The sequence below is a fragment of the Pseudomonas sp. USHLN015 genome (genome assembly GCF_037153275.1).
In the GTDB taxonomy this organism is placed as follows: Bacteria; Pseudomonadota; Gammaproteobacteria; order Pseudomonadales; family Pseudomonadaceae; genus Metapseudomonas; species Metapseudomonas tohonis.
The window spans coordinates 372312-388811 of the sequence record NZ_JBBCKP010000002.1; the positions used below are offsets into that span (position 1 = coordinate 372312).

At 67.1% G+C, this 16500-nt stretch carries 17 protein-coding genes and 1 tRNA gene; 14 read left to right on the top strand and 4 right to left on the bottom strand.

The window, feature by feature from the left end:
• The first annotated feature begins 40 nt into the window (after positions 1-40).
• The 3 genes from WFQ67_RS04865 to WFQ67_RS04875 are packed head-to-tail and all read left to right on the top strand — an operon-like array spanning position 41 to position 1898.
• The gene (locus WFQ67_RS04865; protein WP_213625877.1) at positions 41-1024 is read left to right on the top strand and encodes a 2-hydroxyacid dehydrogenase; all 984 of its coding nucleotides are present in this window, start codon (positions 41-43) and stop codon (positions 1022-1024) included.
• A 35-nt stretch (positions 1025-1059) separates the two neighbouring features.
• Positions 1060-1497: a hypothetical protein gene (locus tag WFQ67_RS04870; protein WP_213625878.1), complete on the top strand. Its 438-nt coding sequence runs from the start codon at positions 1060-1062 to the stop codon at positions 1495-1497.
• Positions 1494-1898 carry an META domain-containing protein gene (locus WFQ67_RS04875; RefSeq protein WP_213625879.1) on the top strand — a complete coding sequence of 135 codons (405 nt, stop codon included), beginning with the start codon at positions 1494-1496 and terminating at the stop codon, positions 1896-1898. Before WFQ67_RS04870 ends, WFQ67_RS04875 begins: the two co-directional genes overlap by 4 nt.
• Before the next feature lie 3 nt (positions 1899-1901).
• Here the strand turns inward: WFQ67_RS04875 and dinB are convergent, their stop codons facing one another.
• Positions 1902-2957, bottom strand: coding sequence for a DNA polymerase IV (dinB, locus tag WFQ67_RS04880; RefSeq protein WP_337056276.1), 1056 nt, complete (start codon positions 2955-2957; stop codon positions 1902-1904).
• Between the two features lie 112 nt (positions 2958-3069).
• A complete protein-coding gene (locus WFQ67_RS04885) occupies positions 3070-3558 on the bottom strand; it encodes a hypothetical protein (protein ID WP_213625881.1) in 489 nt (162 codons plus the stop codon).
• A gap of 429 nt (positions 3559-3987) precedes the next feature.
• On the opposite strand from WFQ67_RS04885, the gene WFQ67_RS04890 reads away from it, so the two are divergent.
• From WFQ67_RS04890 to WFQ67_RS04905, 4 genes are all read left to right on the top strand, one after another.
• Positions 3988-4064 (top strand) — tRNA-Met (locus WFQ67_RS04890).
• 171 nt (positions 4065-4235) lie between these two features.
• Positions 4236-6884 (top strand): bifunctional lysylphosphatidylglycerol flippase/synthetase MprF, encoded by a 2649-nt coding sequence (gene mprF, locus WFQ67_RS04895; RefSeq protein ID WP_337056277.1) that lies wholly within the window; start codon positions 4236-4238, stop codon positions 6882-6884.
• 7 nt (positions 6885-6891) lie between these two features.
• Positions 6892-8154: a virulence factor family protein gene (locus tag WFQ67_RS04900; RefSeq protein WP_337056278.1), complete on the top strand. Its 1263-nt coding sequence runs from the start codon at positions 6892-6894 to the stop codon at positions 8152-8154.
• 128 nt (positions 8155-8282) lie between these two features.
• A complete protein-coding gene (locus tag WFQ67_RS04905) occupies positions 8283-8825 on the top strand; it encodes a cytochrome b (protein WP_173171809.1) in 543 nt (180 codons plus the stop codon).
• A gap of 102 nt (positions 8826-8927) precedes the next feature.
• On the opposite strand, the gene WFQ67_RS04910 is transcribed toward WFQ67_RS04905, so the two are convergent.
• Complete coding sequence (locus WFQ67_RS04910; RefSeq protein WP_213625884.1) at positions 8928-10832, bottom strand: potassium transporter Kup; 1905 nt, start codon at positions 10830-10832, stop codon at positions 8928-8930.
• Positions 10833-11076: 244 nt separating this feature from the next.
• Between WFQ67_RS04910 and rimO the strand changes: the two genes are divergently transcribed.
• The 6 genes from rimO (at position 11077) to tsaA (ending at position 15631) form a co-directional block, all read left to right on the top strand.
• On the top strand, positions 11077-12399 hold the full coding sequence (gene rimO / locus WFQ67_RS04915; RefSeq protein ID WP_213625885.1) for a 30S ribosomal protein S12 methylthiotransferase RimO: 1323 nt from the start codon (positions 11077-11079) through the stop codon (positions 12397-12399).
• A 182-nt stretch (positions 12400-12581) separates the two neighbouring features.
• On the top strand, positions 12582-13106 hold the full coding sequence (locus WFQ67_RS04920; protein ID WP_263150849.1) for a hypothetical protein: 525 nt from the start codon (positions 12582-12584) through the stop codon (positions 13104-13106).
• Between the two features lie 14 nt (positions 13107-13120).
• Positions 13121-13750, top strand: coding sequence for a glutathione S-transferase family protein (locus tag WFQ67_RS04925; RefSeq protein ID WP_213625887.1), 630 nt, complete (start codon positions 13121-13123; stop codon positions 13748-13750).
• Between the two features lie 105 nt (positions 13751-13855).
• A complete protein-coding gene (locus tag WFQ67_RS04930; protein WP_213625888.1) occupies positions 13856-14626 on the top strand; it encodes an SDR family oxidoreductase in 771 nt (256 codons plus the stop codon).
• Positions 14627-14718: 92 nt separating this feature from the next.
• Entirely contained in the window at positions 14719-14925 is a 207-nt protein-coding gene (locus tag WFQ67_RS04935; protein ID WP_173171797.1) for a hypothetical protein, read from the top strand.
• Positions 14926-14935: 10 nt separating this feature from the next.
• Complete coding sequence (gene tsaA / locus WFQ67_RS04940; RefSeq protein WP_213625889.1) at positions 14936-15631, top strand: tRNA (N6-threonylcarbamoyladenosine(37)-N6)-methyltransferase TrmO; 696 nt, start codon at positions 14936-14938, stop codon at positions 15629-15631.
• Positions 15632-15638: 7 nt separating this feature from the next.
• Here the strand turns inward: tsaA and WFQ67_RS04945 are convergent, their stop codons facing one another.
• The gene (locus WFQ67_RS04945; RefSeq protein ID WP_213625890.1) at positions 15639-15941 is read right to left on the bottom strand and encodes a putative quinol monooxygenase; all 303 of its coding nucleotides are present in this window, start codon (positions 15939-15941) and stop codon (positions 15639-15641) included.
• 59 nt (positions 15942-16000) lie between these two features.
• Here WFQ67_RS04945 and WFQ67_RS04950 point away from each other — a divergent pair, with 59 nt between their 5' ends.
• The gene (locus WFQ67_RS04950; RefSeq protein WP_337056279.1) at positions 16001-16414 is read left to right on the top strand and encodes a VOC family protein; all 414 of its coding nucleotides are present in this window, start codon (positions 16001-16003) and stop codon (positions 16412-16414) included.
• Positions 16415-16500: the final 86 nt, after the last annotated feature.

A 16500-nucleotide genomic window follows, 5' to 3' on the forward strand; every position in this document is an offset into this window, starting at 1 on the left:
CCCGGCGGTCTAGAATGGCCGGGGAATAAAAGGAGAGCCCATGCGCACCATTCTTTTCAGCAGCCAGAACTATGACCGCGACAGCTTCCTCGGCGCCGCGGCAGGCATCGAGCTGCATTTCCAGCCGGCACGGCTGACCCTCGACACCACGGCCCTGGCCAATGGCTTCGACGTGGTCTGCGCCTTCATCAACGACGACCTGTCCGCGCCGGTGCTGGAGCACCTGGTGGCGGGCGGCACGCGCCTGATCGCCCTGCGCTCGGCCGGCTACAACCACGTCGACCTCACGGCAGCCCGCGCGCTCGGCCTCACCGTCGTGCGGGTGCCGGCCTACTCACCCCACGCGGTCGCCGAACATGCGGTGGCATTGATCCTCGCCCTCAACCGGCGCCTTCACCGCGCCTACAACCGCACCCGCGAAGGCGACTTCAGCCTGCACGGCCTCACCGGCTTCGACCTGGTGGGCAAACGCGTGGGCGTGGTCGGCACCGGGCAGATCGGCGAGACCTTCGCCCGCATCATGGCCGGCTTCGGCTGCCAGCTGCTGGCCTACGACCCCTTCCCCAACCCGGCCGTGGAAGCCATGGGGGCACGCTACCTGCCACTGGACCTGCTGCTCGCCGAGAGCGACATCATCAGCCTGCACTGCCCGCTCAACGACGCCACCCGCTACCTGATCAACGCCGACAGCCTGCAGCACATGAAGCCCGGCGCGATGCTCATCAACACCGGCCGCGGCGCGCTGGTGGAAACCCCGGCGCTGATCGAGGCGCTGAAGAGCGGCCAGCTCGGCTACCTGGGCCTGGACGTCTATGAAGAGGAGGCCAACCTGTTCTTCGAAGACCGCTCCGACCTGCCGTTGCAGGACGACGTGCTGGCCCGGCTGCTGACCTTCCCCAACGTCATCGTCACGGCGCACCAGGCCTTCCTCACCCGCGAGGCGCTGGCGGCCATCGCCCGCACCACGCTGGACAACATCGCCGCCTGGGCCGCCGGGCGGCCGTGCAACCAGGTCGACGCCTAGGCCGTGATAGGATGCGCGGCGTTTCTGGAGGACCTATGGCCGAACACGATTTCCGTTACAACCTGCTCAACCCCGCCCACACCCTCAGCGAGTGCCGTGCGCTCGCTCCGGGCCGCTATCAGGTCACCGGCACCGGGGGCTCGATCCAGAATGGCGACACCCTGGTCGTCACCCTCAAGGGCAGCCGCGACCTGGCGATGCGCCTGGAGGTGGAGAAGGTCCGCCACCTGATCAACCCGCCCGGCCAGTGGCTGGCGGTGGCCAAGGGCCCGGTCTTCAAGGAACTGTCCATCCTCAACTGGCACGTGGACTGCGACGCCTGCGCCAAGCGCCTGGACTTCGAGTTCGCCGTCGACTCCAGCCTCGGCAAGAGCGCGCAGGCACCGGCCGCGGAAGCCCGCATCGCCGAGCTGGGCTGGTTGAACAGGGAAGACAAGCACCTCTGCCCGAAATGCCGTCAGGAGACCCCATGAACCGCAACGCAATCAGTGCCGCCGTCGGCGCCCTGGCCCTGGTGGGCTGCGCCAGCGAAGGCCCGAGCATCGAGACCGAACGTACCTATCAGGTGGAGTGGATCGGCGAACGCCCGCTGATCGACAACAGCCACCTGACCATCACCCTGGGCCGCGACGGCCGTGCCTATGGCAATGGCGGCTGCAACCACTGGTTCGCCTCCTACGAGCTGAAGGACGACAGGATCAGCTTCGGTCCGGTCGGCAGCACCCGCAAGATGTGCGCACCGGCTTTGATGGAGCAGGAACAGCGCTTCCTCGATGCCCTGCCGGGCGTGCAGCGCTGGGACTTCTCGGCGATCGAGCAACTGCGCCTGTGGCCCGCCGAAGGCAAGCCGCTGCGCCTGTGGCCGGAACGCTGAGTTTCAGAAAAGCTTGAGCTGCTCGGCGACGCCCTGCAGATCCTGCAGGCGCACGCCGATGCCGATCAGCCGCACCGGCTTGTCACCCCGGGCGAACGCCGCGCCCAGCAACAGCCTGTAGCTATCCAGGTCACGCCCGGCGCCGGCCTGCTCCAGGGTGGTCTGGGAGAAGTCGTGGAACTTCAGCTTCACGAAGGGCTTGCCGGGCTTATAGCTGGAGTCGAGCCGCTGCAGGCGCCGCTGCAACTCCTCGAACAGCTCCGGCAGGCGCGCCAGGCAGGCGGCGAGATCGGGCAGGTCCTGGTCGTAGGTGTTCTCCACGCTCAGGGACTGGCGGCGACTGTCCACCTGCACCGCACGCTCATCGATGCCACGCGCCAGGCCGTAGAGGCGCTCGCCGAAACTGCCGAACTCGCGAGCCAGGGCCAGGCGGCTCCATTCGCGCAGGTCCGCGCAACTGATCACGCCCAGGCGGCCGAGCTTGTCCGCCGTCACCTTGCCCACGCCGTGCAGCTTGCTCACCGGCAGCTCGGCGACGAAGTCGTCCACCTGGTCGGGCGTGATCACGAAGAGGCCGTCGGGCTTGCGCCAGTCGCTGGCTATCTTGGCCAGGAACTTGTTCGGTGCCACCCCGGCGGAAACGGTGATGCGCAGCTCCTGCCACACCCGCCGGCGGATCTCCTGGGCGATGCGCGTGGCGCTGCCACTGAAGTGCTGGCTCGCGGATACGTCGAGATAGGCCTCGTCGAGGGACAGCGGCTCGATGATCTCGGTGAAATCACGAAGGATGGCGTGGATCTCCCGCGATGCCTCGCGGTAGGCGTCGAAGCGCGGCCGCACGATCAGCAAATCCGGGCACAGCTTCAACGCATGGTGCGACGACATGGCCGAACGCACGCCATAGGCGCGCGCCTCGTAGTTGCAGGTGGCGATCACCCCGCGCCGGTCCGCCGAGCCGCCGACCGCCAGGGGACGGCCGGCCAGCGACGGGTCGTCGCGCATCTCGATGGCTGCATAGAAGCAGTCGCAATCGATGTGGATGATCTTCCTTTGACTCATGGACGCCTGGTTACCGGTGGAGCGAAGGAAGCACGCTCGGGCGGGCGGATGCCGCCGGGGGAGCCTCCACGGACGGGAGGCGGGCAAGTCTAGCCGATTTGCCAGGCGGGTTTCAGCGGCCGGATGTGCTCACGACCTGGGCGGCCCGGGCGTGATGCTCCGGCCAGAGCTCGGGCCGTGGGTCGGGGGTGCGCCAGGTCCTTATATAGAGGTCCCAGGACGCCTCCACCTCATCGAGCGCAGGCAGACGCGCCGGGTCGCTCCACAGCAAAAGCCGCGCGAAAGCGGCTGCGAGCGTATCGTCATGCCCCAGCGCAACGCGAACCCGCTCATCCACCGGCGGCACCTGGCGGGCGTCGCATACCTCGACGGCGACATCCCGGGTCACCGGGCAGCGTAGGACGAAGTGGACCATTTCATCGGGCGACTCCGATTGCCAATAGCTGTGAGGCCCGCCCGTGACCAACGGGCGCTTCTCCAGGCCGCTTTCCTGCAAGGCGATGGCGAGCAGCATCAACTGCGCCTCGGGGCTGTTCATCTCATCGGGCAGCAGGGCCAGGGCCGGCTCGATGACGAGGCGGCTGAAGGAATCGAGCGTCATGGGAACTCCGGAACGAAACGCCCCGTGGAACGAGGCGCGACCAACGCGGATGGGGCACCACCGGCACCCCGTTGAAGCGCAGCAGTATCGCCGGGGCCCAAATCTCTACAACGGACGCGTGGCGGAATCAGCCCGAGCCTACCGGTGTCTGGAACTCTCCTACAGCGTCTCCCCGTTACGCTCGTCCAGCGGCCAGGAAATGGACCTCCTGCCGCCCTCGGGCCCGGTTCCCCGTTCCGGGCCCGAGGTTCATCCGGCCCATTCCCGCACCTGCGCACCTCGCCCCGAAAAGCCTGAAGAACCCCGCCCGGCAGGGGCTGGAGGACTATCTGACCACCCGGATCACGCTAAGCATCTGAAGAAAAAACACTTTTTTCTCAATCAGGCGTTGACAGGGTGAATTAAATCGCTAGAATGCCGACCCACAGACGCGGGATGGAGCAGTCTGGTAGCTCGTCGGGCTCATAACCCGAAGGTCGTTGGTTCAAATCCAGCTCCCGCAACCAAATACGGAAAGGCCACTCGAAAGAGTGGCCTTTTTCGTTTGGGCGTCTTTTCTTAGGCTGAAGCCGCCCGCCCCTCAGTCAGGCCATGCGCCAAGGAAAATATTGCATTACAGGGCTTGGAACTTGCCCGCGCTGCCCACATCCTGTGGCGCACATTGCATGAGGTGCTCGATGCGCGCCAACCCCACCGTTGAAAATCCGCTCCCCGACGATTCCACGCTGCAGGACGAACCCGCGCAACTGCGCTGGCTCGATCGCATAAGCGCCTACCGACAGCCCATCGGGCTGGCCTTCACCCTTCTTCTGTTCACCATCGGCCTGGTCGCCTGCTGGCACCTGCTGCGCGAGCTCGACCCCGACGCGCTGCGCACGGCCGTGCGTGATGTACCCGGCACCAGCCTGCTGATGGCCATTGGCGCCACGGCGATCGGCTTCATCGCGCTGATGGGTTACGAGTGGTCCGGCTGCCGCTTCGCCGGGGTCAAGCTGCCCTTCCCGCGCATGGCCCTCGGCAGTTTCTGCGCCACGGGCATCGGCAACGCCATCGGCCTCTCGGTGATCACCGGGGGCTCGGTGCGCTACCGCCTCTATAGCCGCGACAACGTCGGCACCGGCGATATCGCCCGCATCACCCTGTTCGCCAGCCTGGCCCTGGGCAGCGCCCTGCCCCCCCTGGCCGCCGTGGCCGCGCTGAGTGACCTGCCCGCAGCCGCCCAGGCCTTGCGCATCTCCACCAGCCTGGTGGCGATCATCGCCAGCGCCGTGCTCGCCGCCACCGTCATCGCCGTGGTCTGGCTGTCGCGCCTGCGCGAGCCGGTGGCGCCGACACCGGGTTGCGTGAACATCCGCATCGGCCACCGCACCCTGCGCCTGCCGGGCCTGCAGTTGTCCGCACTGCAGCTGGTGATCACCCTGGTCGACGTCTGCGCCGCCGCTGCCGTGCTCTATGTACTGCTGCCGGAAGCGCCGCCTCTGGGCGCCTTCTTGCTGGTCTACCTGCTGGCCCTGGCAGCCGGCGTGCTCAGCCATGTGCCGGGCGGTGTCGGCGTGTTCGAGGCCGTGCTGCTGGCGGCCTTCGCGGGGCAACTCGGTGCAGCGCCCCTGGCCGCCGCCCTGCTGCTCTATCGCCTCATCTATGTGGGCCTGCCGCTGATCCTCGCCTGCCTGCTGCTGCTGGCGAACGAGGCGCAACGCTTCCTGCCCGCCGGGCGCCAGGCGGTGCGCGCCGCCTCCGGCCTGGCCGCGCCGGTGCTGTCGCTGATGGTGTTCCTCTCTGGCGTGGTGCTGCTGTTCTCCGGTGCCACCCCGGCCATCGACACCCGCCTGGAGCACCTGAGTTTCCTCATCCCCCATCGCCTGATCGACGCCTCGCACCTGGCCGCCAGCCTGGTGGGCGTGCTCTGCCTGCTGCTCGCCCATGGCCTGCGCCGGCGCCTGTCGGCAGCCTGGGCGCTGACGGTGGTGCTGCTGCTCGCCGGTGCCGGGCTGTCGATGCTCAAGGGCTTCGACTGGGAAGAGGCCAGCCTGCTGGTGCTCACCGCGACCCTCCTGGCGATGTTCCGCAATGCCTTCTATCGCCCCAGCCGCCTGCTGGAGATGCCTTTCTCGCCGGTCAACCTGGGCGCCAGCGCCTGCGTACTGGCCGCGTCGCTGTGGCTGATGTTCTTCGCCTACCAGGACGTGCCCTACAGCCATGAACTGTTCTGGCAGTTCGCCGTGGACGCCGACGCCCCGCGCACCCTACGTGCGACCCTGGGCAGCGGCCTGCTGCTGGCGGGCCTGGCGCTGATCTGGCTGCTGCGGCCGGTCCCCCTGGTGATCCACGAGCCCACCGAGGAGGAACTGCTCAAGGCCGCCGATATCGTCAAGGCATCCGGCCAGCCCGACGGCGGCCTGGTGCTCACCGGCGACAAGGCGCTGCTGTTCCACCCCGAGGAGGACGCCTTCCTGATGTTCGCCCGCCGCGGGCGCAGCCTGGTGGCGCTGTTCGACCCCATCGGCAAGGCCAACCACCGTGCCGAGCTGATCTGGCAGTTCCGCGACCTCTGCGACGTGCACCATGCGCGCCCAGTGTTCTACCAGGTACGTGCGGAGAACCTGCCGTACTACATGGATATCGGCCTCAGCGCCCTGAAGCTCGGCGAAGAGGCGCGGGTCGACCTGCGCCGCTTCGACCTGGAAGCCAAGAACAAGGCCATGAAGGACCTGCGCTACACCCTCAGCCGGGGCCAGCGCGACGGCCTGTCGATGGAGATATTCGACGCCGGGCTGGCGCCGCTGGATGCGCTGCGGGCCATCTCCGAAGCCTGGATGCAGGGCAAGCAGGTGCGCGAGAAGGGCTTCTCCCTGGGCCGTTTCGACCCCGACTACCTCAAGCACTTCCGCATCGCCGTGGTCTTCTTCGAAGGCAAGCCCATGGCCTTCGCCAACCTGCTGGAGACCAGGAGCAGCGAACTGGCCAGCCTGGACCTGATGCGTGTGCACCCCGAGGCACCCAAGCTGACCATGGAGTTCCTCATGCTCAACCTGCTGCTGCACTTCAAGGAGCGCGGGCACGAGCGCTTCAGCCTCGGCATGGTGCCCCTGGCCGGCCTGCAGCCGCGCCGTGGCGCGCCACTGACCCAGCGCCTGGGAGCCCTGGTGTTCCGCCGTGGCGAGCAGTTCTACAACTTCCAGGGCCTGCGCCGCTTCAAGGACAAGTTCCAGCCCGAGTGGGAGCCGCGCTACATGGCGGTGCCTGCGGGCCTCGACCCGCTGGTGGCGCTGGCCGATACCGCCGCGCTCATCGCCGGCGGCTTCACCGGACTGGTCAAACGCTGAGGGAACCATGCTCAAACGCAACTGGAAGCGCATCCTGGTCGTCGCCGTCCTCTTCGCCATCGGCATCGGCCTGCTGCTCTGGAGCCGCCCCGCGCCCCAGGCCAGGGTCGAGCAGAAGCGCCTGGCGGATGGCAGCTCCGCGACGCTGGCGAGCCCACCGGCGGACGCCAAGGCGCGGGTACTGGTCCTGGTGGATCGCGACCAGCAACTGAAGGAAGCCGAACTGCTGGCCCTGGCCCACGACGGTGCGGCGCGCATCGTCCAGCTCGCCCTGCCGGCCAATGATTGCGATGCCCAGCAGCACCTGCTCCAGAACGCGCGGGAGCTGCTCCAGGGCGAACCCACCCTGGTGGCGGGCATAGGCCCGGGAGCCGCCTTCGCCTGGCGGTGGCTGGCCGGCCAGGACAAGGACGAGGCACGCGCCCTGTCCATCGACTTCAGCCTGGAACACGCCGACTGCCCGACCCCGCTGCCCAAGGCCGCCCCCCACGGCCACTGGACCATCGCCTGGAACGACAACCCGGACGACCCCAGTGCCGCCTTCGCCCGGGACCAGGCCAACGCCGACACCAGCATCAGCGACTACGACACCACCCTGCCCCAGTTGCTCGACGAGCAGTTGCGCGCCTTGCTGCAAGGCGAAGGCACGCCGATGCCGGTGGTCGAGGTGCCCGCCGCCAAGCCCTCCTCCACCGTCACCCTGTTCTATTCCGGCGACGGCGGCTGGCGTGACCTGGACCGCGCCGTGGCCGAGGAAATGGCCAAGCGCGACCACTCGGTGGTCGGCATCGATGCGCTGCGCTACTTCTGGCAGCACAAGAGCCCCGAGCAGGGCGCCGCCGACCTCAGCCGCCTGATGAAGCAGTACCGCGAGAAGTGGGGGGCCCAGCGCTTCGTGCTGGCGGGCTACTCCTTCGGTGCCGATGTGCTGCCGGCCTTCTACAACCGCCTGCCCAAGGCCGACCAGCAGCAGGTGGACGCCGTCCTCCTGCTGGCGCTGGCGCGCAGTGGTAGCTTCGAGATCGAGGTACAGGGCTGGCTTGGCAAGGCCGGCCAGGAAGCACCCACCGGCCCTGAACTGATCAAGCTGCCGGCCGAGAAGGTGCTCTGCGTCTATGGCAAGGAAGAGGCCAGCGAGAGCGGCTGCACCCAGCCCGGCGCCCCAGGCGAAGTGCTGGCGCTGCCCGGCGGCCACCACTACGACGAAAACTACCCCGCCCTGGCGCAGCGCCTGGTCGCCGCCATCGCCAAGCGCCAGCCCGCCCCATGACGCCGCCTGCCCGCTACCCGCCAGGTAGCGGGCAGCACGACGCTTGATCTGCTTCATTTTCACTTAAGCCACGGCCGCTAAACTGGGGACAAGCCCGCCGCTACGATGCGGGACAACAAGGAGCCGTGATGACCACCCCAACGTCCCGCTACGGGAAACTCTCAATCGCACTGCATTGGTTGATGCTGCTGCTGATCGCCGCCGTCTACGCCACCATCGAGCTGAAGGGCAATTTTCCCAAGGGCAGCGAAACCCGCGAACTGCTCAAGCAATGGCACTTCATGCTGGGCCTCTCGGTGTTCGCCCTAGTACTGGTGCGCATCGCCGCACGCTTCCTCTCACCCACCCCGCCGATCACCCCGAACCCGCCGGCCTGGCAGAACGCCCTGGCCAAGCTCGCGCACCTGGCGCTGTACGGCCTGATGCTGGGCCTGCCGCTGGCGGGCTGGCTGATCCTCAGCGCTGCCGGCAAGCCGATCCCCTTCTTCGGTTTCGAGCTGCCGCCGCTGATCGACAAGAATCCCGACCTCGCCGGGCAGATCAAGGAGGTGCACGAGACCGTGGCCGTGCTCGGCTACTGGCTGATCGGCCTGCATGCGGCGGCGGCCTTGTTCCACCACTTCATCAGCAAGGACGACACCGTGCGGCGCATGCTGCCGGGGCGGAATTGAGTCCTGCCCTGGGGGCCCGAGCACGGCCCGCAGGCTGATCCCATCCATGAAAAAGCCCGGGCATGCCCGGGCTTCTTTCGTCGTGGCGAACCCCGTCGGCGGCTAGATCTCTACCTGGGTGCCGAGCTCGATCACGCGGTTGAGCGGCAGGTTGAAGTAGCGCAGGTTGCCGTTGGCGTTCTTCAGCAGGAAGGCGAACAGGGCCTCGCGCCAGCGCGCCATGCCGATCAGCTTGGACGGGATCACCGTCTCGCGGCTGAGGAAGTAGGTGGTGCGCATGGGGCTGAAATCCAGGTCGTTGAGGTGACACAGCTTCAGGGCCTGGGGGATGTCCGGGTCCTCGATGAAGCCGAAGTGCAGCACCACGCGGAAGAAGCCCTCGCCATAGGCGTCCACCTCGAAGCGTCGCTCCGGAGGAACCCTCGGGCTGTCTTCGTTGACCACGGTGAGCAGGACCACCTGCTCGTGCAGCACCTGGTTGTGCAGCAGGTTGTGCAACAGCGCGTGGGGCACGGCATCGGAGCGCGCGGTGAGGAACACGGCGGTGCCCTGCACGCGGTGCGGTGGCTGCGAGCGAATGCTGGCGATGAACAGCGGCAGGGGCAGCGAACCCTCGTCGAGACGATCCACCAACAACTGGCGACCCCGCTTCCAGGTGGTCATCAGGATGAACAGCGCGAGGCCGGCGATGACCGGGAAGGCGCCGCCCTGGACCACCTTGGGCAGGTTGGCGGCGAAGAACAGCGCATCCACCAGCAGCATCAGCAGGAAGAACGGGACGACCAGCCACAGCGGCCATTTCCATAGCAGCCAGATCACCACGCCCATCAGCAGGGTGGTCATCAGCATGGTGCCGGTCACCGCCACGCCATAGGCCGAGGCCAGCGCCGCCGAGGACTCGAAGCCCAGCACCAGCAGCACCACGCCGACCATCAGCGCCCAATTCACCGCCGGGATGTAGATCTGCCCCTGCTCCTGGCTGGAGGTGTGCTGGATGAACATGCGCGGCACGTAGCCGAGCTGGATCGCCTGGCGGGTCAGCGAGAAGGCGCCCGAAATCACCGCTTGGGAGGCGATGACGGTCGCCGCCGTGGACAGCGCCACCATCGGCAGCAGGGCCCATCCGGGGGCCGTCAGGTAGAAGGGGTTACGTGCAGCCTCCGGGTTGACCAGGATGGTCGCGCCCTGGCCGAAGTAGTTCAGCACCAGCGCCGGCAGCACCAGGGCGAACCAGGCGCGGGCGATGGGCTTGCGGCCGAAGTGGCCCATGTCGGCGTACAACGCCTCGGCACCGGTCAGCGCCAGCACCGTGGCGCCGAGGATGGCGACGCCTATGCCGGGGTGGGAGACGAAGAAATTGATCGCCCAGGTCGGGCTCATCGCCTTGAGCACTTCCGGCTCCTGCGATACGCCATAGATGCCCAGGGCCGCGAGGGCGAGGAACCAGGCCACCATCACCGGGCCGAACAGGATGCCGATACGCGCCGTGCCATGCTTCTGGATGAGGAACAGGCCGACCAGCACCACCAGCGACATCGGCACCACCCAGTGCTCCAGGCCGTCGAAGGCGATCTCCAGGCCCTCGATGGCGGAAAGCACCGAGATCGCCGGGGTGATCATGCTGTCGCCGTAGAACAGCGCAGCGCCGATAAGGCCGGCGATCACCACCATCGCCTGCAGGCGACGGCGCCCGGTGGCGGCACGGCGGGCCAGCGCGGACAGCGCCATCACCCCGCCCTCGCCCTGGTTGTCGGCGCGCAGCACGAAGATCACGTACTTGATCGACACCACCCAGATCAGCGACCAGAAGATCAGCGACAGCACGCCGAGCACGCCATCGTGGTTGGCCTGCACGCCATAACCGCCGATGAAGACCTCCTTCAGGGTGTACAGGGGGCTGGTGCCGATATCGCCATAGCAGACGCCCACGGCGCCTGCCATCAGGCCGATCGCGGAGCTGGAATGGGGCTGCTCATGCTCAACGGTGCCGGCGCTTGCATCGGACATGTAACAAGATTCCTCGAAAAAATTCCGCGCATCCTGCTCCGACCCATTCGTCGATGCAAGAGTCGGGCGGTGTCGTCCTGACTGACTATAGAGCCTGCCCCCTACAATTACCGGGTATCACGAGCCTTGACCGGCCTGCGACAGCTTGTCCCAAAGAAGCTGGTCAAGTGCGCGGGCTGCCGCTAGAATTGCGCACTTTTTGATCAGAGGCACCCAGCGAGGTGCCCTTCGAGGTTAGTCGCCAATGTCCACCGCAACGCCCAAAGTCGGTTTCGTATCCCTTGGTTGCCCAAAAGCCACGGTCGACTCCGAACGCATCCTTACCCAGCTGCGCATGGAAGGGTACGAAATCGTCCCGACCTACCAGGATGCCGACGTCGTGGTGGTCAACACCTGCGGCTTCATCGACAGCGCCAAGGCCGAGTCCCTGGACGTGATCGGTGAAGCCATCGCCGAGAACGGCAAGGTCATCGTCACCGGCTGCATGGGCGTGGCCGAGGACAGCATCCGCAACGTGCACCCCAGCGTGCTAGCCGTCACCGGCCCGCAGCAGTACGAGCAGGTGGTCAACGCAGTGCACGAGGTGGTCCCGCCGAAAGCCGAGCACAACCCGCTGATCGACCTGGTGCCGCCGCAAGGCATCAAGCTGACCCCCCGCCACTACGCGTACCTGAAGATTTCCGAAGGCTGCAACCACACCTGCAGCTTCTGCATCATCCCGTCCATGCGCGGCAAGCTGGTCAGCCGCCCGGTGGGTGACGTGCTGAGCGAAGCCGAGCGCCTGGTCAAGGCCGGTGTGAAGGAGCTGCTGGTGATCTCCCAGGACACCAGCGCCTACGGCGTCGACGTCAAGTACAAGACCGACTTCTGGAACGGCCAGCCGGTGAAGACCCGCATGCTGGAGCTGTGCCAGGCGCTGTCGAGCATGGGCGTGTGGGTGCGCCTGCACTACGTCTACCCGTACCCGAACGTCGACGACGTGATCCCACTGATGGCCGCCGGCAAGCTGCTGCCCTACCTGGACATCCCCTTCCAGCACGCCAGCCCGAAGGTGCTCAAGGCCATGAAGCGCCCGGCCTTCGAGGACAAGACCCTGGCGCGCATCAAGAAGTGGCGCGAGATCTGCCCCGAGCTGACCATCCGCTCCACCTTCATCGTCGGCTTCCCCGGCGAGACCGAGGAAGACTTCCAGTACCTGCTCGACTGGCTGAGCGAAGCCCAGCTGGATCGCGTCGGCTGCTTCCAGTACTCCCCGGTCGAAGGCGCCCCGGCCAACGACCTGGGCCTGGAGCCGGTGCCGGACGACATCAAGCAGGAGCGCTGGGAGCGCTTCATGGCGCACCAGCAGGCGATCTCCGCCGAGCGCCTGCAGCTGAAGATCGGCAAGGAGATCGAAGTGCTGATCGACGAAGTGGACGAGCAAGGCGCGGTCGGCCGCTCCTTCGCCGATGCCCCGGAGATCGACGGCAGCGTGTTCATCGACAGCACCGACCTGAAGCCAGGCGACAAGGTGATGGTCCGCGTGGTCGATGCCGACGAGTACGACCTCTGGGCCGAGCGCGTCTGAGCCAGCCCTGAGCCATGAAGAAGCCCCGCCGATGCGGGGCTTTTTCATGGATGGCGGAAACCGGGCTGAAGTCCGGGCGGCGGTGGGATGTGGTTGGCATTGGCTGGCGCCCGCTGTCGGCTCGACCTTGCACCCCGGCGAGACTGGCCTATACAGGAAGCTCTCGACCAAGGAAGACCCATATGCCGAAGATGAACCACCAGGACGCCCACGAGCTGATCGCCACCCTGCGCTACGCCGTCAACGAGTCCTTCGAGAAGAACCAGAAGCTCTCGAACTTCGACCCCGAGGCCCACAACCTGTGCATCGCCCACTGCACCTTCAACAACGCCCCGCCGCTGAACCTGTTCTCCTTCTCGGCCATGAGCTCCTTCAGCAAGACGGCGCTTAACAAGCTGGTGCACGAGTGGGGCGTGGAATTCGTACCGGACGTGGCGACCCATATCCGCACCTTCGCCTGCGGCGGCATGGGCCAGTTCCACACCGAGCCCCGGCTGATCAACTACATCCATGGGCGCCCGGGCTTCATCGGCCACCTCACCGACGTGACCCTGGTCAGCGAGATCGACTGCTGCGGCACCTGCGTGCCCTACAGCATCAACGCCTTCAAGCAGACCTTCACCGACGTGCAGGTGCACATCATCGAACTGGGCATGAAACCCAGCCTGGGGATCGGCCCGCAATACGGCTACGCCCACCTCTACTGATCGCGAGACCTGCCATGAGCCGCCACGTCACCCTCTTCCACTGCCCGCACACCCGCTCCTCCGGCGTCCTCACCCTGCTGGAGGAGCTGGGCGCCGATTACGACCTGCACCTGATGAACATGCACAAGGGCGAGCAGCGACAGCCCGCCTACCTGGCGATCAACCCGATGGGCAAGGTGCCGGCCCTCCGCCATGGGGAAACCATCATCACCGAGCAGGTCGCGGTCTACCTGTATCTCGCCGACCTGTATGCCGATGCCGGGCTCACGCCGTCGCTGGACAGCCCGCAGCGCGGTACCTTCCTGCGCTGGATGGTGTTCTCCGGCACCTGCTTCGAACCGGCGGTGGTGGACCACGCGCTGCAACGCGCGCCCGTTGAGCCCTCCCGCTCGCCCTACGGCGATTTCGCCACCGTGCTCGATACCCTGGCCGAGCACCTGCAAGGGCGGACCTGGATGCTGGGAGACAGCTACAGCGTCGCCGACGTGCTCTGGGGCACCGCGCTGAACTGGACCATGGCCTTCGGCCTGATCCCCGAGCGGCCCGTGTTCCGCGCCTACGTCGAGCGCTTCCTCGCCCGCCCCGCGGTGCAACGGGCCAGGGCCAAGGACGTCGCGCTCGCCGAGAGCCAGAAGGCGGAATGAGGCGAAACGGCGGAATGCCGGCGCATTCCGCCCCTCGATAATGCCGCCGCGTGAGGCGGCGCCAGGCTAGGGTATCGACCTCACCCGATCAGCGACGAGGTTTCCATGCATCACTACTTCAGCCTCCAGGGCCGCACCGCCCTGGTGACCGGCGGCACCCGCGGCATCGGCAGGATGATCGCCCAGGGCTTCCTCGAAGCCGGCGCCCGCGTGTTCATCTGTGCCCGCAACGCCGAGGCCTGCGCCGAGACCGCGGCCGAGCTTTCCGCCTACGGCGAGTGCATCGGCCTGGCCGCCGACCTCTCCAGCGAGGAAGGCGCCAAGGCCCTGGCAAACGAGCTGGCCGGGCGCATCGAGCACCTCGACATCCTGGTCAACAACGCCGGCACCACATGGGGTGCCCCCCTGGAAAGCTACCCGGTCAAGGGCTGGGAAAAGGTCATGCAGCTCAACGTCACCTCGGTGTTCAGCTGCATCCAGCAACTGCTGCCGTTGCTGCGCAAGGCCGGCAGCGCGCAGAGCCCGGCGCGGGTGATCAACATCGGCTCGGTGGCCGGCATCAGCTCCCTGGGCGAACAGGCCTACGCCTACGGCCCGAGCAAGGCGGCGCTGCACCAGCTCTCGCGCATGCTGGCCAAGGAGCTGGTGGCCGACCATATCAACGTCAACGTGATCGCCCCCGGCCGCTTCCCCAGCAAGATGACCCAGTTCATCGCCAACGACAGCGAGGCCCTGGCCGCCGACGTCGCGCATATCCCCATGAAGCGCTGGGGCCGCGCGGAAGAGATGTCGGCCCTGGCCCTGAGCCTGGCCAGCACCGCCGGCGCCTACATGACCGGCAACATCATCCCCATCGACGGCGGCTTCCACCTCTGACGACACTGCGCAGGCCGCCGGGCAACGGCGGCTTGCGCAAGGCGCCACCGGGGCGCTAGGGTAGCCGCGCCACCGCCCCGGATACCCGCACCATGCGCCTGTTCACCCTGCTCCTTTCGCTCGCCCTCGTCGCCCCGGCCTTCGCCGCGCCGGCGCCGTTCTACCTCTGGCAGAGCAAGCAGGATGGCCGCTACAGCTGCGCCCAGGTGCAACCTGGCGAAGGCTGGCTGCGCCACAGCGGGCCCTATCGCGACGCCGGTTGCCGGGTCCCCCTCGACGCTCCGATCCGCAGCCGCTGAGCCCATCGTCATGCCGCATTCCGTCTCGCCCGTGGGCATCGTTCGCTCCTGCTTCAAGGAAAAATTCGCCATCCCCCGCCAGCCGCACCTGGCGCCCGCCGCGCGTGGCGTGCTGGAACTGCTGTCGCCCTTCGACAGCGGCGATGCCGTGCAGGGGCTGGAGGAGGTCAGCCACGTCTGGCTGCTGTTCCTCTTCCACCAGGCGCTGGAAGACAAGCCGCGCCTGAAGGTGCGCCCGCCCAGGTTGGGCGGCAACCGTTCGCTCGGGGTGTTCGCCACGCGCTCGACCCACAGGCCCAACGGCATCGGCCAGTCGGTGGTGAAGCTGGACAAGGTCGAGCCCGGTCGCCTCTGGCTCTCGGGCATCGACCTGCTGGACGGCACCCCGGTCCTGGACATCAAGCCCTATGTCCCCTACGTCGACCGCCAGGACGGCGCGACCAACCGCATCGCCGAGGCGGCGCCGGAGCCGATACCGGTGGTGTGGGTGGAAGGTGCGCTGGTGCTGGCCCGCGAACACGCTCTGCGCCTGGGCGAGCCGCTGGTGGAGCTGATCGAGCAGTGCCTGGCCCAGGACCCGCGCCCGGCCTACCAGCAGCCGGAGCCGGAACGCCGCTACGGTGCGCGCCTATGGGACCTGGACGTGCGCTGGCACTACCCGCGCCCGGGGCTGATCCGCGTGCTGGAAATCAGCCCTTCGGCCTGAACGCCCCCTAACGGGCCGCGTTGAGCGCCAGCACATCCGCCTCGATGACGTCCTGCTGGACGATCAGCGGGTTCACCAGCGGGCGGCTGGCGAGAAAGTGCGGTGTCTCCATATGCGCGTCGAAGGCCGCCTCGTCGGTGTAGACCTCGTAAAGCCATACCAAGTCCGGGTCGCTGCGATCCCGCACTACATCGAACACCAGGCAGCCCGGCTCATCACGCACGGAGGCGGCGGCGTTGACGCGCATGGCATCCATGAAGGCGTCAAGGCTGCCTGGCTTGAGCTGGGTCTTGAGCAGAAGACAATACACGTTGGATTCCTTTTGTTTTATATTTCCATGAAATTGTATACAAAAAAGGAATCCTGCTCATGCCTGTCCGTCCGAGCCGCCTCAATGGTCTTCGCCACCTGGCGATCGTGGTCCCCAACCTCGAGGAGTGCGAGCGCTTCTACGTGGACATCCTGGGGATGCAGGTGCTCAACCGTGCCAACGAAGACCTGGTCTACCTCACCTGCGGCAACGACAACCTTTCCCTGGGCCGCTCCGACGTGCCCAGCAGCGGCGTGCAGGCGGTGGACCACTACGGCTTCGTGGTGGACAGCCCGGAGGAGCTAGGCGCCTGGTACGACTACCTCAAGGCCAGCGGCGTGACCCTGCTCGACCGCCCCTTCGCCCATGGCGACGGCGCCCACAGCTTCCACGTGCTGGACCCGGCGGGTAACAAGATCCAGCCGATCTACCACCCGGCGATCTCCGGACAGCGCTTCGGCTCGCCGCTCTGACCGTATTCGGTAGGTCCCCGCGTCCGCGGGATGACGACCGGATCGCCGAAACGAAAAAGCCCGCCAATCGGCGGGCTTTCTCATGA

What these genes read in the sequence shown, in the direction of transcription:
- WFQ67_RS04905 (WP_173171809.1), top strand. Translation starts at nt 8,283, where the DNA reads ATGACCACCCCAACGTCCCGCTACGGGAAACTCTCAATCGCACTGCAT.
- rimO (WP_213625885.1), top strand. Translation starts at nt 11,077, where the DNA reads ATGTCCACCGCAACGCCCAAAGTCGGTTTCGTATCCCTTGGTTGCCCA.
- mprF (WP_337056277.1), top strand. Translation starts at nt 4,236, where the DNA reads ATGCGCGCCAACCCCACCGTTGAAAATCCGCTCCCCGACGATTCCACG.
- WFQ67_RS04900 (WP_337056278.1), top strand. Translation starts at nt 6,892, where the DNA reads ATGCTCAAACGCAACTGGAAGCGCATCCTGGTCGTCGCCGTCCTCTTC.
- dinB (WP_337056276.1), bottom strand. Translation starts at nt 2,957, where the DNA reads ATGAGTCAAAGGAAGATCATCCACATCGATTGCGACTGCTTCTATGCA.
- WFQ67_RS04930 (WP_213625888.1), top strand. Translation starts at nt 13,856, where the DNA reads ATGCATCACTACTTCAGCCTCCAGGGCCGCACCGCCCTGGTGACCGGC.
- WFQ67_RS04910 (WP_213625884.1), bottom strand. Translation starts at nt 10,832, where the DNA reads ATGTCCGATGCAAGCGCCGGCACCGTTGAGCATGAGCAGCCCCATTCC.
- WFQ67_RS04935 (WP_173171797.1), top strand. Translation starts at nt 14,719, where the DNA reads ATGCGCCTGTTCACCCTGCTCCTTTCGCTCGCCCTCGTCGCCCCGGCC.
- WFQ67_RS04885 (WP_213625881.1), bottom strand. Translation starts at nt 3,558, where the DNA reads ATGACGCTCGATTCCTTCAGCCGCCTCGTCATCGAGCCGGCCCTGGCC.
- WFQ67_RS04925 (WP_213625887.1), top strand. Translation starts at nt 13,121, where the DNA reads ATGAGCCGCCACGTCACCCTCTTCCACTGCCCGCACACCCGCTCCTCC.
- tsaA (WP_213625889.1), top strand. Translation starts at nt 14,936, where the DNA reads ATGCCGCATTCCGTCTCGCCCGTGGGCATCGTTCGCTCCTGCTTCAAG.
- WFQ67_RS04865 (WP_213625877.1), top strand. Translation starts at nt 41, where the DNA reads ATGCGCACCATTCTTTTCAGCAGCCAGAACTATGACCGCGACAGCTTC.
- WFQ67_RS04870 (WP_213625878.1), top strand. Translation starts at nt 1,060, where the DNA reads ATGGCCGAACACGATTTCCGTTACAACCTGCTCAACCCCGCCCACACC.
- WFQ67_RS04920 (WP_263150849.1), top strand. Translation starts at nt 12,582, where the DNA reads ATGCCGAAGATGAACCACCAGGACGCCCACGAGCTGATCGCCACCCTG.
- WFQ67_RS04950 (WP_337056279.1), top strand. Translation starts at nt 16,001, where the DNA reads ATGCCTGTCCGTCCGAGCCGCCTCAATGGTCTTCGCCACCTGGCGATC.
- WFQ67_RS04875 (WP_213625879.1), top strand. Translation starts at nt 1,494, where the DNA reads ATGAACCGCAACGCAATCAGTGCCGCCGTCGGCGCCCTGGCCCTGGTG.